Genomic DNA, 14,283 nt, shown 5'->3' with positions numbered 1-14,283 from the left:
CTGATGGAACAGTCCGAACTTATGGTTCGACGAATCAAAGAAGGCACTGTAATTGACCATATAGATGAGGGTAAGGGTCTTCAAGTGCTCAATGCATTGAGAATAGACGGTAAAGATGGTAGTTTAATCACCATTGCCTTGAATGTCCCAAGTGGCAAGTTTAAGAAAAAAGATATCATCAAAGTAGAAAACAAGTTTCTAAAAGATGATGATACCAACAAGATTGCAGTAATTGCACCAAAGGCAACCATCAACATGATCAAGGACTACAAGTTAGTTGAGAAGAGAAGAGTATCACTACCAAATGAGATTGATAAGATATTTCGATGCTCAAATCCAGACTGTATTACAAACAGTACTGAGCACATAGAGTCAATCATGGATGTAATTGACAAAGAAGGAACTGTTCTCAAGTGCAGATATTGTGCAAGAGTACTGGATGTAAACCAACTAAAATATAATTAAAAAATTTTAAAAATTGAAAAATGTGTGTAGTAGGACTATTGTCCTAAGATGATAAACATCATAACTATACCGTAGATTGCGATTGATTCGACCATACCTACGAAGATGAATACCTTAGATTGTAAAGCTGGGTTTTCACTAATGACTGCAAGACCTGCTGCACCTACTTGACCAAGACCAATGCCTGCTCCACCTGCTGCAATACCAAAGGCCAAACCAGCACCAAGGAGTTTCATCGAGTCGCCACTAGATGCACCATCTTCTGCTGCAAATGCAACTCCAGTTGAACCTAGAATTGAAATTGCTGATGCTGCCAAAAGTAACATGACGATAGTTTTCATTTACGATGTGGCTCCACTGGGTCCATATTTAAATCATGTTGGGATAATTTTCTCAAATTCGATCTAAAGTTTTCTTTTTGAAAGAAGTCAAATCATCATTAACAGATTTTACAAAATTATCATAATCTGCATCTAATGTCTTCTTTGAATTTTCAACTAGTTTTTTAATTTCTTCTTTTGCCATTTTACCTGCTCTCCATCTTAGCCTTGACTTTTTTTAACTTTGCGAATTCCTCTCTTTCTCTTTCCTCAAGGGTAGCAATAATGAATCTCACCTTTTGTTGATATTGAGGAATAATTACATTTTCAAGGGCGTTAAGTAATTTCTGAGTCTTTTCTAATGCTTTTGCAAGACTGAAGATAGAGTTTTCATATTCTGCAGCTTTGCATATTTTTGGCAATAGTTCTTTGATCTGTTTTGCTGCTCTATCAATAGAGGAGTTTGTATCGGCAAATCCATATGGCATTGATTTTGTATCTTTTTCAGTTACAGTTAGTGCAGGAATTTTTACATCAACTACTCTTCGAACATTAACATCTACTTCCATGACAGCAGGGGTAGATTCAGAAACAGAGTCTACAGTTGAAGTTCCTAATGCAAGATATGCCTCGTTAACAGAACTATAGATGTCTTGGAGTGGTTCCCAGATTCCACCTCTTGCTTTTGAGGCTTCCTCAATCATCTCCTCAATGTTTTTTAGAAGAACTTTACGTTTATCATCTAAAATTTTCTGAACCATTACGGCTACTTGGCTAGATTTTTTGTATTTGAAAAGTTCAATTTTTGTGGCAGCAACATTTTGTCCAAACGACATTTTGCTACTCTTCCTTGTAATATTGATCTACGTATTTATCTTTGATTTTTGTAATTTCGTTCTTTGGTAGTTTAGATACAATCTTCCATAATACACCAAGTGTCTCTTCAATGGTTCTATTCTCATCAGTTGCCTGTGAGAGGAATTCATTTTCAAAGACATCACCAACATCCATGTATTTCAAATCAATTTCAGTAAGTCCTGCTTTACCTACAATACCTGCAAGTGCTCTAACTTCCTGTGCTCTAGAATATGCGTCATAAACTTGATTAGAAATTTCACCATGGTCTGCTCTGGTACTTCCTTCACCAATACCGTCTTTCATCAATCTTGAAAGGCTCATCAAGATGTTTACTGGTGGATATACTCCTTGTCTGAACAAATCTCTACCAAGTACAATTTGTCCTTCAGTAATGTAACCAGTAAGGTCAGGGATAGGGTGAGTAATATCATCTGAAGGCATTGACAAGATTGGAACTTGTGTGACACTTCCTTTCTTTCCATTTAATTTTCCTGCTCTTTCATAAATTGTTGAAAGGTCAGTGTAAAGATAACCAGGATAACCTTTTCTTCCAGGTACTTCTTCTCTTGCTGCACTAATCTCTCTTAGTGCCTCTGCATAGTTTGTCATATCTGTAAGAATTACCAGAACATGCATTCCTAGTTCAAATGCCAAATATTCAGCAACAGTTAATGCTACACGAGGAGTAATAATTCTCTCAATTGCAGGATCGTCTGCTGTGTTTAGAAATAGAACACTTCTCTTAAGAGCACCAGATTCTTCAAGGCTTCTTCTGAAATATTCTGCTTCACTGTACTGCACACCAATTGCTGCAAAGACTACTGCAAAGTCATCTTGTGTACCAATTACACTTGCTTGTCTTGCAATTTGTGCTGCTAAAAGGTTGTGAGACATACCAGAACCTGAGAAGATTGGAAGTTTTTGTCCTCTAACTAGAGTAATCATTCCGTCAATTACAGATACACCAGTTTGAATGAAATCTTTTGGATATTCACGTTGTTCTGGGTTCATTGGTTCGCCGTTAATATCAATAAATGAATCAGCAATTGGATCTGGAAGTCCATCTTTTGGTCTGCCTAAACCATCAAAGACTCTACCAAGTACTTCTCTTGATACTGGCATTTCCATAACTTTGCCAACAAATTTTGCATTGGTTCCAGAGATAGATAATCCAGTTGTTCCCTCAAAAACTTGGACAATGGCTTTACCATTTCCAACTTCGAGAACTTTGCCTAATCTTCTTTCACCATCTTTAGTTTCAATTTCAACTAACTCATCAAATGCTGCATTCTCAACGTCATCTACAATAACTAGAGGACCTTTGATTTCTGCAATCTTACTGTATTGAACTCCGCCTTCTACTGTCAATTTGTTACTTTCACTCCTGTAATTGATTTAAATTCTGCTTGCATATCTGCATCTAATTTATCAAGTTTTGGCATCTCATCATCTTTGATATCCATTCTTGCTTTAAGAATTGAAGTAATACTTTTCATTGCACGAATATCAGCAAGAGGAGTTCCTTCTTTGATTGCTTGCTGACCTTTCTTGTAAAAGTCAACTAGTAATTTCATTAGTTTGTATTGTTTTTCTGGACTACAATAAGTGTCAACATCATCAAATGAGTTTTGCTGTAAGAGACCAATCTTGACCATTCTTGCAACTTCTAGAATTAATTTTTCTTCATCTGGAAGTGCTTCAGGTCCTAATAGTCTAACAATTTCTTTTAGTGTATCTTCTCTTTGCAAGACACCATAGACTTCACTTCTGAGATTCAACCAATCTTCGTTGATGTTCTCACCCCACCACTTTGCAATGTCTGCAAGATAACCAGAATAACTGTTCATCCAATTAATTGATGGGTAGTGTCTAGAATATGCTAATTTTGCATCCAAGGCCCAGAATGTTTTGATAAATCTCATGGTGTGAGTTGTAACTGGTTCTGTAAAGTCACCACCAGATGGTGACACAGCACCAATCAAAGTTACAGAACCATCACGGTCTGGACTTCCAGATGCTCTAACACGTCCTGCTCTTTCATAAAATTCTGCTAATCGTGATGCAAGATATGATGGATAACCTTCTTCTGCTGGCATCTCTTCTAATCTACCACTCATCTCTCTGAGTGCTTCTGCCCATCTACTTGTTGAATCTGCTACAAGTACAACGTCTTTACCCATATCTCTATAATATTCTGCAATTGTTACACCAGTGTAGATACTTGCCTCTCTTGCTGCTACTGGCATGTTACTAGTATTTGCAACAAGTACAGTTCGATCCATGAGTGGTTTTCCACTACGTGGATCTTTGAGGTGTGGGAATTCTACAAGTACTTCTGTCATTTCGTTTCCTCTTTCACCGCAACCGATGTAAACTACAACTTGGGAATCTGCCCATTTTGCAATTTGGTGTAGTGTTACAGTCTTACCTGTTCCAAATGCTCCTGGAATTGAGCCGGTTCCACCCTTTGCAATTGGGAAGAATGTATCAATTACACGTTGACCAGTAAGTAATGGAACTGTAGGATCATATCTGTTCTTGTATGGACGTGGTTTTCTTACAGGCCATCTGTGATACATTTTGAGTTCAACAGTTTGACCGTCTTTCTCAGTTGTTGCCAATACAGTTTCTAAATCATAATCTCCTTCTGATACCAAGTTTGAAATTTTTCCACCTTTGTGGTCTGGTGGAACCATAATAGAGTGCTCAATAAGATCAGTCTCTTGTACAATTCCAATTACATTTCCTGCTGCAACTTCATCACCATTACTAACGGATGGGACAAAGTGATACTTTTTGGTCATGTCAACTGGAGTAGTTGTAATACCTCTTCCGATAAAGGAACCAGATGCTTTTGATAATTCTCTTAGTGGTCTTTGAATTCCGTCATAAAGTTGTCCAATAATTCCAGGACCTAACAAAACACTTAGTGGGTTTCCAGTACCAACTACAGGTTCACCTGGCTTTAATCCACTTGTTGATTCATAAACTTGGATAAATGCTACATCTCCAGTTAATCTAATTACTTCGCCAACTAATTTTGAATTTCCAACAGTTACAGTTTCGTACATCTTTGCTTCAGACATACCATCGGCCCTAACTGCAGGACCACTTACCCAAACAATTCTACCTTGAGCTACCATTCTATTCTCCTACCCCGAATTTGGATGCAATCTCTTTCCTTATTAAAGGCTTCAGACGTTCAATTCTTGCATCAATGGTATTATCAAATGTCATTGCACCATCTTTTGATTTTACAACAATTCCACCAAGACAATCAATTGTTTCAGAAGACATTTCAGCTCCTGAGAATTGTGATAAAGTTGATTGAACTACGTCTTTGTCTTTTGCATTTGTAGAAACTGTAATTTCTGAAGTTCCCAAAATTTGAGTTGCTTCTTCAATCATAGTTTTAATCAGATTAGAATAATCACCACTGCGATCAGCATTTGCAATTTGATCGAGTGCTTTAGAAAATACCTTGTCAACTGCCTCCTCTAATGCCATTAATTGCTTGTTTCTAGCCTCAATATCGGCACTTCCGATAATCTGCTTTTCAATTTTTTCGGCTTCCTTTTTGCCATCTGAGAGGATTTTATCATACTCACTTTCTAATTTAGGAATAGAATCATCAAGATTTTGTTGTGACTCATCAAGAGCAGACTTGATATTTGAAAGGACATCATTTTCGGTATTTTTTAGAATTTTATCAATTGTAACTTCTAAAGAATTAGATGCCAATGGGTGCCGTTCATCCATAATAGATTTTAATGTTTGGGAAAGATGCCATCAGAAAGATATTAAACTCAATGAAAATACCCAAAATTTGTCTTGGGAACAGCCGATCTGAAACTTGGAAGCGTAATTTTGCCAAGAAGTGAATCTCCAAAAGCAATTTCGAGATTAACTGAATTTGAGTGGTATCATAAAGTTGATTCTGCAAATGATTTGGTAACACCTGAAATTGACGATCTTCTGTTAAAAGCACAACAAACATTTCAGTCAATTGACGATGTAGTCAAAGGAATGGGAATTCCACCAACAGTAGGAATTATGGAGATTATGTTCAAAGGAACTGTAATCAAGAAAAAAGACTATGAGATTAATGAAATTGAAGAGATGGTTGCAGACTTGGAAAAAGAGGCACCATCCATTATTGAGGAACCAAGAAAATTACTTGAAGATGCTGCAAACACAAGAACATCAATTGAGGAATACACTTCACTCAAAGAGACTTTAGAAATCATCAAGAAGTTAAACATGGATATTTCTGGATTTGGTTTAATGAAGTACTTTTTCACAAATCTCTTTGTGATTGATACTGCAGACTATGAAGAGATTAGTCGCTCTCTTGAAGACATTACAATTTACAAATATGATTTGGATAGCAAGGAAAAATCTGCAATTTTGGTAATTTCTGATACCAAAGATTCTGAAAAAGTTCTCAAAGTCCTAAGAAGTTTCAATTCCAATTCATTTAAAATTCCAGAGGGATTTCCACAAGTTCCTAGTGAGGCATATGCACTTGCTGAATCAAAAATAAAGGAACTAACTGAAAAACAAGCAAAAATCAAAAAACAGTTAGCAAAATTAACAAAGAAAAGTAGACGCGATATTTTATCTATTCATGAAAAAGCAATGGTTGCAAAAGATGTTCTTGAGACTCTGAGAAAACCAGGTGGGACCAAAAATTTTGCAGTAATTCAGGGATTCATTCCAGCAAAGATGGAATCAAAATTCAAAGACTCAACCAAACAATGGACATCAGTTGTAGAAGACATTACTGACCCAAGACTAAAGGAGCAAATCCCAACATTATTTGACAATAAGAGATTCGTTAGAACATTTGAAGTAATTACAAAAAGTCAGGGAATCCCAAAGCATGGTGAGCCAGACCCAACACCAATGATTGCACTTATGTGGCCAATCTTCTACGGATTGATGTTTGCAGATATGGGTCACGGATTGTTACTCATGGGAATGGGACTTTTATTCAAAGTAAAGGGACAAGGTGAACTTTCAAGATGGGGAATGCTCATTGCAATCTCTGGTGCAGCAGCAGCAATAGCTGGTGTTGGTGCAGGAGAAGCGTTTGGTTATCACATTGATCATATGGGTCCATTTGAAGGATTGTTAGAAGAAGGTGGAGCATTACATTCTGTTAGCTGGTTAGTAGGAATCCTAAGTGTTGCAGAGTTAACATTTGAGCAAGTAATTGATATCCTCAAAGTTTCATTATTCTTAGGAATTGTACATCTTGTTTGGGCAATGGTTTTGAGAATTATCAGATTAGCTAAAGAAGGACACAAGATGGTAATGTTTACTGAAGCAATTCCAAACATTACACTTTATGGTGGAATTGTAGTTATCATGATGTGTGCAATTGGTTCTCAATATGATGTAATGAACATGTATTCCAAAGTTCACACAGAACCAGTTCCATGGGTTACAATGTTCTTAGGCGAATGGGCACAAGTTTGGATTGTAACTAGAATTGCAGTAATCACAGTAATTGCATCAATGGTAATCATGATGGTCGGTGGTGTGATGCACGCAAAAAAGCATCCAGAAGATGGAGCAGATCCAGCAAGTGTCATCATGGAAGTCTTACTTGGAAAGACAGTAGAAAGTTTAGCTCATACAATTAGTTATGCTAGACTTGGAATTATGTTATTGGTACATGCAGCGCTGCTGCTGACAGTAAACAATGCATTCACCTCACTTGGTGGAGCATCATCAGGTGCTGCAATGGCAATGATAATTGGAGGTAATTTAGGAATTATGATGATTGAAGGATTAATCGTATACATTCAGTCTCTCAGGTTGCACTTGTATGAATTCTTCACAAAGTGGTATGTAGGTGGCTCACAACCATTTAGACAAATTAGACCAGAGTTGATTTACAATCAATTCATTTGGAAAAGAAAATAAAATCTAGAAAAATAGTCTCCTTTAGCTTTATAGAATCTTTTTTAGGCAGCATCTTTGGTTTCCTCAAATCCCTTGGTTCCAAGTTCGCCTTTCTTGCCAAGATCAGTTCCTTTCTCAATGCCTTTTTCAGTAGTATCTTTGAGTTTCTTTAAAAATCCCATAAAGAATACTTGAGGTGATTTTAGATAAAGGATCTAAAAATTTTAAACATGATTTTATTTTTCTACAGGAAGTTCCATTTTATTTCCCCATTCTCCCCACGAACCCAAATAGACTTTGACATTTTCAAATCCAAGTTTTTTCAAGACCAAAAATGTATTGGCAGCTCTGTATGCCCCCTGACAATAAGTTATGATTTCAGTGTCTCTTGGAAAATCATATATTTTGGATAATTCCTCATCGCTTTTGAAAGTCCCATCTTCTTTGAGATTCTGATTCCAATCAATGTTGATTGCATTTGGGATGTGTCCAGATTGGGCAGCACGGACAGTACTACCATCATATTCTCCAGCAGAACGAGCATCTAGTATTTTCGCATTTTCAAGATTATCCCGAATATGTTCAAATCCTGAAATTATCTCAGGATTAGTTTTTCCTGAAAATTCAGATGGCTTGAAACCATTTGGTTTTGTTTCAAGTGGAAGATTTTCTTTTTGCCATTTTGTTATTCCGCCATCAAGCATCATAACGCTTGGATGAGAAAAATACATCAACATCCAAACACCTCTAGCTGAAAGCATTCCAGAAACTGAATCATAAAAGATAACTTTTTTTTCAGGAGTTACTCCAAGAAAAGACAACAAAGATTTTGACTGGTTGTTGAAATTTTCAATTCCTTGTTTTGTAGTATCAATCCAATGAAATGCAAACAAGTCTAAATGAACTGCTCCTGGAATATGGCCTTCAAAGTATTCCTTGAAAGAGCGAGTGTCAGCTATTATGACATTAGTATTATTTAGAATTGAATTTAGTTCAGATGTAGAAATTAACATACAATAGACTTTGAACAATCAAATTAATTTCTTTGATTTATGACAAAATGCATTAAATCATTGATTAGAGAGTGAATAATAAAAAGAAGAAAAGAAAAGGGTTTTTTCTATTCGTTTACGTATGCTCTTTCTCCGTGCTGAGCCAAATCGAGACCAATCTCCTCTTCTTTAGGAGTGACTCTGATTCCGCCAGGCCATACGGCATCCATTACCTTGAGAATTACAATGGTTACACCAAATGCATAAGCAATTGACATTGCTGCTGCAATAATGCTGATTGCTTGCTGTTCCATTCCTTCTGCAGTGCCAGTCCATGCACCAATACCGTCTCCAGTATCCCATACATGTGGACTTGCTAATGTACCAGTCAAAATTGCACCTGTAAGACCACCCATTCCATGTACTCCCCATACATCTAATGCGTCATCCCACTTGCGTGCGTTCTTAAGTGATACACTTGCATAACAAATTGCACCAGCTGCAATACCAATTATAATTGCGGCCATTGGACCTACCCAACCAGAGGCTGGAGTGATTGCTACCAATCCTGCTACTACACCTGATGCAGCACCAACAATACTTGGTTTTCCTGTATGTGCCCATGACATAAGGACCCATGTAATTGCTGCCATACCAGTTGCTGTATTTGTAACAGTCCATGCGCTGACGGTAATGCCGTCTACCATTACTTCACTTCCTGCATTGAAACCAAACCATCCAAACCACAGTATACCTGCTCCGAGGACAACCATTGGGATGTTGTGTGGTTCCATTGGCACTTTGCCATATCCAAGTCTTCTGCCAAGGACTAAGGCTCCTGCCAATGCAGCGAATCCGGAAGAAATGTGTACTACAGTACCACCTGCAAAGTCTAATGCATACGATGGTGATAGATTTGGATCAAGGTCTAACGAACCTCCTCCTATGTATCCTCCTCCCCAGACCCAATGTGCTATTGGATCATAAACGAAGGTTCCCCATAAGAGTACGAATATTATCAATGCGCTGAATTTGATTCTGTCAATCAATCCACCAATAATTAGAACTGGTGTGATAATTGCAAATGTTGCTTGGAACATTGCAAATAGTTGGTGAGGTACAGTACCTGGCCAACCTTGACTACAGTAATCGCCTTCCTTAAACTCATTCATCTGATAAGCTGCAGACCATGTATCGTGACAAGGACCTACTTCACCTAACGGTGCCCAAGCAGATACCATGTTGAATCCAACATAATCTAAGTTACCCATGAATAGGTTTGCGTCATTGTCAATACTACCAAATGCTAGTGAGTATCCCCATAGAACCCATTGTACTGACATGAGACCCATAACAATGAGAGTCATACCAAGTACGTTGACGATATTCTTTGATCTGGCTAAACCGCCATAAAAGAAACCGACACCTGGAGACATGAAGAGTACCATTGATGTTGCTGTAAGCATCCATGCTGTATCACCTGTATCAATCATACAAGGTAGCATGCCACCTTCGCCATCATCAAACCAACACTCGTTAGGATTGCCAGTGTAAATTCCACTGGTTCCTTTGACATATCCGTCCATACCATCTTCAACACTTTGTGCATATGCCTGTGACATAGCACCTGCTGCTGTGATGGATACTGCGGCTACAAGTAATAGAGCATACTTGTAGTTCCTAGAATTCATTGAATTTATCGAAATTGGATTTTATTTAAGGGTTGGAAACTCCAAAATATTCAATAAAGTAAATTATTATATTTTAGTATATTCTGATAGTAACATAAAATATGAAAATTATGCTAAGGGAATACGAATATGGGAAAATCAAATACTAAACTAGCAATTTTTGATACTTTCAAGACCAAAGGAGAGGACTTGACAGGGGAAGCACAAAGACAAAGAGCGATCATCGGAATTCTTGCAAGCAATGCTAATCCTGCTGAAAGAACCAGAACAGGGCTATCTCAAAAAATGGCAGAGAAACAAGGAATTGCGTGGAAGAATATCTATTCAGGTATTTTTCGCGATCTAGATGAGATTCTTCTTCCAATGGGAATTGCCGAAGAAGATGGGAGATTGCCTCTTCAAAGAGGACCTAAAGCCCTTCAGGAAAAAGGTATTCCATATTATCACCTAACAAAAAAAGGCATTTTGATTGCTCTTTCAATAAATGACATTAAAAATCGGGAGAATTTGCTAGCAGAATTTTTTGCAAAGTCTGAACCTAAAGAAAAAGAGTTTGAAAAAATCCTATCTAGTCTTTTGGCGACCAGTCCAAATTTCACATATTCAATTTTCAAGAAGTATGTCAAGGCATTTTGCGATAACAAGATAAAGGAACTTCTTCCATTTGATCTCTCAGAACTAAGAGATATTTCAGATGAATCATTGATTATTCAAAAGGAGATTCTATCTGCCTTTGTCAAACTATCAAAACAGGAAAAAGAGGATGCCATCAAATTCCTTGATAAAATTACTTAGAATTTGTTCCTAGACTAGATCGCCAAACATTAAAATCAGTTGCCTATTGAGATTGATCGAAATGGGCGGTTCTAAGAATGTCTATGCTTCTGTTAAGGCCTACAGCAAAAGAGGCAAATTACTGACAAAAGCAGATTTTCAAACATTAGCAGAATCTAGGGACTTGGAAGAGTTGATGACTAGAATCAAAAATACCGTTTATGGAGAGGCAGTAGCCGATGTTCAAAAACCATTTACTTCTCAAAGCATTGAAAATGCCCTAAGAAGCAAACTAGCAGATATCCATTATTCTATTGCAAAAACTTCAGGAAACTCTGGAGTTCTTGATGCATATTACATGAAATTTATTGTTTCAAATCTGAAACTAATTCTCAAAGGCAAGGTACTTGGAAAATCACAAGAAGAGATTGAGACTCATGTTAATCTTCACGCAGAAGAATTAATCAAACAAAGAGATATTGTTGTCAAGGCTTTAGTTGCCAAAGATTTTGAGGAGGCAGTTGCAAGTTTGAACTCTGCTCAATTTGGAGAAGAGATTGCAAAGGCTGCAGCACTATACAATGAGAAAAAGAATGTCCAGATTATTGACACATATTTTGATAAAATTTTATATCAATATTTGGCTGGCGCGATGAAAAATTATTCTGATAAAGAGGCAACAAAATTAGTTGCAATGGATATCGACTTTTACAATATTCTTAGTGTCATTAGAGGAAAGTTCTGGGGGTTACAAGAAGACCAGATTCAAGACTTGATAATTTCTACTAGTCCACCTGCAAGAGAATTGCTTGGAAGAATGATGGCAGCTGGAACGGTAAGAGATGCATTCAATGAACTATCTAGTACAAAATACAAAGAACTTGTCCCACAAGTTGAAAACGAGTTAGATGCAATTGCAGAATTTGAAAGAGCATTTGAGATGCAAATTTACAAAGCATCACTTAGATCATTTACAAAGATGTTTAGCTTTGCAACAATTGTAGGGATTACCAAATTAACAGCATTTGAGGTAAGGAACCTGGCAGCAATTGCTTTTGCAGTTGAGCAAAAGATTCCAACTGAGACAACAATGTCAAAATTAATCCTAGAAGAAGAATAGGAATTCTGAGATGTTTAATCCTTCAAAGAAAAAAACCGATGTTTCTGCTGAAGTTTTAGTAAATACAATCTGGGTAAGTTCATTTTTGGCAATGATTTTCACATTGCCTCCATTGGGATTATTCTTAGGGATCTACTTTATGACAGGAGAACTAGTAATTGGAGCAGTTATTGGCTTTGGAGTACACTTTGTTACGCTTGCTTTTTCAGGTAGGATTTCAAAGGCAATCACTAAGATTATGAGCTAAACCTTAAGAGATGATGAGAGAAGGTAATGCATTATGATGGGAGACAGAGACTATAGAACTACTATTCAAAACGCCTTAAAATCAATTGGAAATGAGTTAGAGATCGATATAGATTCTAAAGACATTCAAACTATCCACCTTCCAGAAGTGGTTAGGTGTATGAGGCGCTCATACTATGACAGAATAGAACCTCAGGAAATCGAAAGAAGGGGATTCAATGAACTTCTTTCAGGATTATTAAGAAAATTACAATATGGAAGTGACCCAAAGGATTTTGATATTAACGATATCAAACTTCGAGGGCAGGCAGATATGATTGTGGATGATGCAATCCTCTTATTCAGATCTGCTACTGAGGAATTAGAAAATCCTCATGCAAGTGATGTTTTGTATCTTAATGCATGCATGTGGATATATGACAAAGAAGACGGGATTGTTATATACATCACAGGAGATAGAAAAGAGACAACATTTTCATTAACACGTAACAAAAAGATGTTTGAAGATACTATACGTAGAGTTAGAGTTCTCAACAACTTACTCAAAGAGCAAAAGACACCAATCTTAGAGCCATCCACTGAGTGCAATGAATGCCAATATTATGAGAGATGTTTTACAAAAAAGAAGAACACCAAGCAGACGTCTCTCTCAGAAATGCTAGGTTTGAGTAAGAAAGATTAGTTTAGATAAATGAAAAATATTGTAAAGGAAAAATTCCTTTAATTATTCTAGTGGTTCAGGGTGTCCTTTACCACGAAGAGCGAAACACACTACTGCTAGTGCAATTGCGACTCCTGCTGCTGCGCCATATGCGGCCATTCCTGCTTCTGCCATTTGATAAAATCCCAATGATATAGCTTTTATAACTTTGCCAATATTTTGTCACTAAAAACAAATTATCATAATTTTATAATTTTATGATACTATTGGAATTTACTGAGTAAATTCAAAGCGAAGTTCGTTTTCTTGTCCGCTTGTCATAGAACTCAAATTGTAAAACACATTACCTGAAACTCTCCATGTATTGGTATTAGATTCCAAAGCAGACCACAGTTCAGGAGTATTACCAGAATTTTTCAACACAATTTCATCTCGCAGAACTATTGAATTTTCACCAAGTAGAGTATAGTAATTTGAACCAAACTCCACCATCCCTTCAGCTCTGTGTCCAATTTGACCTCCACCAATTTGTTCAGATTCAGAATACCCTGTTTCAAATAATTGATAGTCCATGGTTGTGACAATCATAGAACGAGTATTAGGATTTGAAATTTTAAATGCAATATCAATTGTAGCAGAACGCTCTGAGATTTTTGAGACATTAATTTCCTCTAATTCGATTTGAATTGGTTGAACTTGTGGAATGTTAGTATTAGAAATTTGTTCTGGGGATTCTAGATCTATTGAAGGCCCCACAAGTAGTATTCCACCCAAAATAGCAGCAAGTGCTGCAATTGCAATTCCAACAAAAATCTTTGGGTTCATAATTTTATAAACTCTCTAGATATCTTAAATGTTGAGATAGTTATTATACCATTGGAGGGAGAAAAAATTATGCAGTACTTTCAAGCAGTACAACAAGGAAAACAAAGAGCAGGAAAATCTCAAATGAAGATGTTTGAAGCAGCAGGATTTGGGATGCTAACTTTGACTACAAAGAAAGTTGATGGTAATTTTCAACCTGTTGGAGATGAAGATTTTACTGCTGTAATCAATTCAGAAGAAGGGTATGTTGCCATAATTGTAGACAAGGATGGATATACCAAGGCTCAATCAAAGGCAGTAGACAAGGAAGAAGCCCTATCAATTTACAAAAAACTCAGAGAATCAGGAATGGATGAGTACAAAGGAAAAGAGATTCAGATTTGGTCTCAGACTAGACCTACAATTCAAAATGAATCCTAAA

General features: G+C 36.9%; 16 protein-coding genes. 7 read left to right on the top strand and 9 right to left on the bottom strand.

Annotated elements, in window-relative coordinates; translation table 11 throughout:
- Positions 1-3: 3 nt before the first annotated feature.
- Complete coding sequence (pyrI, locus tag NPIRD3C_RS01720) at positions 4-465, top strand: aspartate carbamoyltransferase regulatory subunit (protein ID WP_148702559.1); 462 nt, start codon at positions 4-6, stop codon at positions 463-465.
- A gap of 35 nt (positions 466-500) precedes the next feature.
- Here pyrI and NPIRD3C_RS01715 read toward each other — a convergent pair whose 3' ends face one another.
- From NPIRD3C_RS01715 to NPIRD3C_RS01695, 6 genes are all read right to left on the bottom strand, one after another.
- Positions 501-791 (bottom strand): ATP synthase subunit C, encoded by a 291-nt coding sequence (locus NPIRD3C_RS01715; RefSeq protein WP_014964025.1) that lies wholly within the window; start codon positions 789-791, stop codon positions 501-503.
- 67 nt (positions 792-858) lie between these two features.
- On the bottom strand, positions 859-990 hold the full coding sequence (locus NPIRD3C_RS10940; RefSeq protein ID WP_255464619.1) for a hypothetical protein: 132 nt from the start codon (positions 988-990) through the stop codon (positions 859-861).
- A gap of 1 nt (position 991) precedes the next feature.
- A complete protein-coding gene (locus NPIRD3C_RS01710; RefSeq protein ID WP_148702558.1) occupies positions 992-1,621 on the bottom strand; it encodes a V-type ATP synthase subunit D in 630 nt (209 codons plus the stop codon).
- Positions 1,622-1,625: 4 nt separating this feature from the next.
- On the bottom strand, positions 1,626-3,011 hold the full coding sequence (locus NPIRD3C_RS01705) for a V-type ATP synthase subunit B (protein WP_148702557.1): 1,386 nt from the start codon (positions 3,009-3,011) through the stop codon (positions 1,626-1,628).
- On the bottom strand, positions 3,008-4,786 hold the full coding sequence (locus tag NPIRD3C_RS01700) for a V-type ATP synthase subunit A (RefSeq protein ID WP_148702556.1): 1,779 nt from the start codon (positions 4,784-4,786) through the stop codon (positions 3,008-3,010). The genes NPIRD3C_RS01705 and NPIRD3C_RS01700 overlap by 4 nt, the downstream gene beginning before the upstream one ends.
- A gap of 1 nt (position 4,787) precedes the next feature.
- Positions 4,788-5,402, bottom strand: a complete 615-nt coding sequence (locus tag NPIRD3C_RS01695; protein ID WP_148702555.1) for a V-type ATP synthase subunit E — start codon at positions 5,400-5,402, stop codon at positions 4,788-4,790.
- A gap of 72 nt (positions 5,403-5,474) precedes the next feature.
- Here NPIRD3C_RS01695 and NPIRD3C_RS01690 point away from each other — a divergent pair, with 72 nt between their 5' ends.
- Entirely contained in the window at positions 5,475-7,574 is a 2,100-nt protein-coding gene (locus NPIRD3C_RS01690; protein ID WP_148702554.1) for a V-type ATP synthase subunit I, read from the top strand.
- A 215-nt stretch (positions 7,575-7,789) separates the two neighbouring features.
- Here NPIRD3C_RS01690 and NPIRD3C_RS01685 read toward each other — a convergent pair whose 3' ends face one another.
- Both NPIRD3C_RS01685 and NPIRD3C_RS01680 read right to left on the bottom strand, forming a co-directional pair.
- Positions 7,790-8,566: a sulfurtransferase gene (locus NPIRD3C_RS01685; protein WP_148702553.1), complete on the bottom strand. Its 777-nt coding sequence runs from the start codon at positions 8,564-8,566 to the stop codon at positions 7,790-7,792.
- 107 nt (positions 8,567-8,673) lie between these two features.
- Entirely contained in the window at positions 8,674-10,236 is a 1,563-nt protein-coding gene (locus NPIRD3C_RS01680; protein ID WP_148702552.1) for an ammonium transporter, read from the bottom strand.
- Between the two features lie 129 nt (positions 10,237-10,365).
- Here NPIRD3C_RS01680 and NPIRD3C_RS01675 point away from each other — a divergent pair, with 129 nt between their 5' ends.
- The 4 genes from NPIRD3C_RS01675 to NPIRD3C_RS01660 all read left to right on the top strand — a co-directional run bounded on the left by NPIRD3C_RS01675 (position 10,366) and on the right by NPIRD3C_RS01660 (position 13,058).
- Positions 10,366-11,031, top strand: coding sequence for a hypothetical protein (locus NPIRD3C_RS01675; RefSeq protein ID WP_148702551.1), 666 nt, complete (start codon positions 10,366-10,368; stop codon positions 11,029-11,031).
- Positions 11,032-11,092: 61 nt separating this feature from the next.
- A complete protein-coding gene (locus tag NPIRD3C_RS01670; RefSeq protein WP_148704085.1) occupies positions 11,093-12,130 on the top strand; it encodes a V0D/AC39 family V-type ATPase subunit in 1,038 nt (345 codons plus the stop codon).
- Positions 12,131-12,140: 10 nt separating this feature from the next.
- Positions 12,141-12,377: a hypothetical protein gene (locus NPIRD3C_RS01665; RefSeq protein WP_148702550.1), complete on the top strand. Its 237-nt coding sequence runs from the start codon at positions 12,141-12,143 to the stop codon at positions 12,375-12,377.
- 33 nt (positions 12,378-12,410) lie between these two features.
- The gene (locus tag NPIRD3C_RS01660) at positions 12,411-13,058 is read left to right on the top strand and encodes a Dna2/Cas4 domain-containing protein (RefSeq protein WP_148702549.1); all 648 of its coding nucleotides are present in this window, start codon (positions 12,411-12,413) and stop codon (positions 13,056-13,058) included.
- A 252-nt stretch (positions 13,059-13,310) separates the two neighbouring features.
- Here the strand turns inward: NPIRD3C_RS01660 and NPIRD3C_RS01655 are convergent, their stop codons facing one another.
- Positions 13,311-13,862 carry a hypothetical protein gene (locus NPIRD3C_RS01655; RefSeq protein ID WP_148702548.1) on the bottom strand — a complete coding sequence of 184 codons (552 nt, stop codon included), beginning with the start codon at positions 13,860-13,862 and terminating at the stop codon, positions 13,311-13,313.
- 69 nt (positions 13,863-13,931) lie between these two features.
- Here NPIRD3C_RS01655 and NPIRD3C_RS01650 point away from each other — a divergent pair, with 69 nt between their 5' ends.
- Entirely contained in the window at positions 13,932-14,282 is a 351-nt protein-coding gene (locus NPIRD3C_RS01650) for a hypothetical protein (RefSeq protein WP_148704084.1), read from the top strand.
- Position 14,283: the final 1 nt, after the last annotated feature.

The sequence above is a fragment of the Nitrosopumilus piranensis genome (assembly GCF_000875775.1).
GTDB classification, from domain to species: domain Archaea; phylum Thermoproteota; class Nitrososphaeria; order Nitrososphaerales; family Nitrosopumilaceae; genus Nitrosopumilus; species Nitrosopumilus piranensis.
This window is presented reverse-complemented; position numbering and strand designations above follow the sequence as displayed.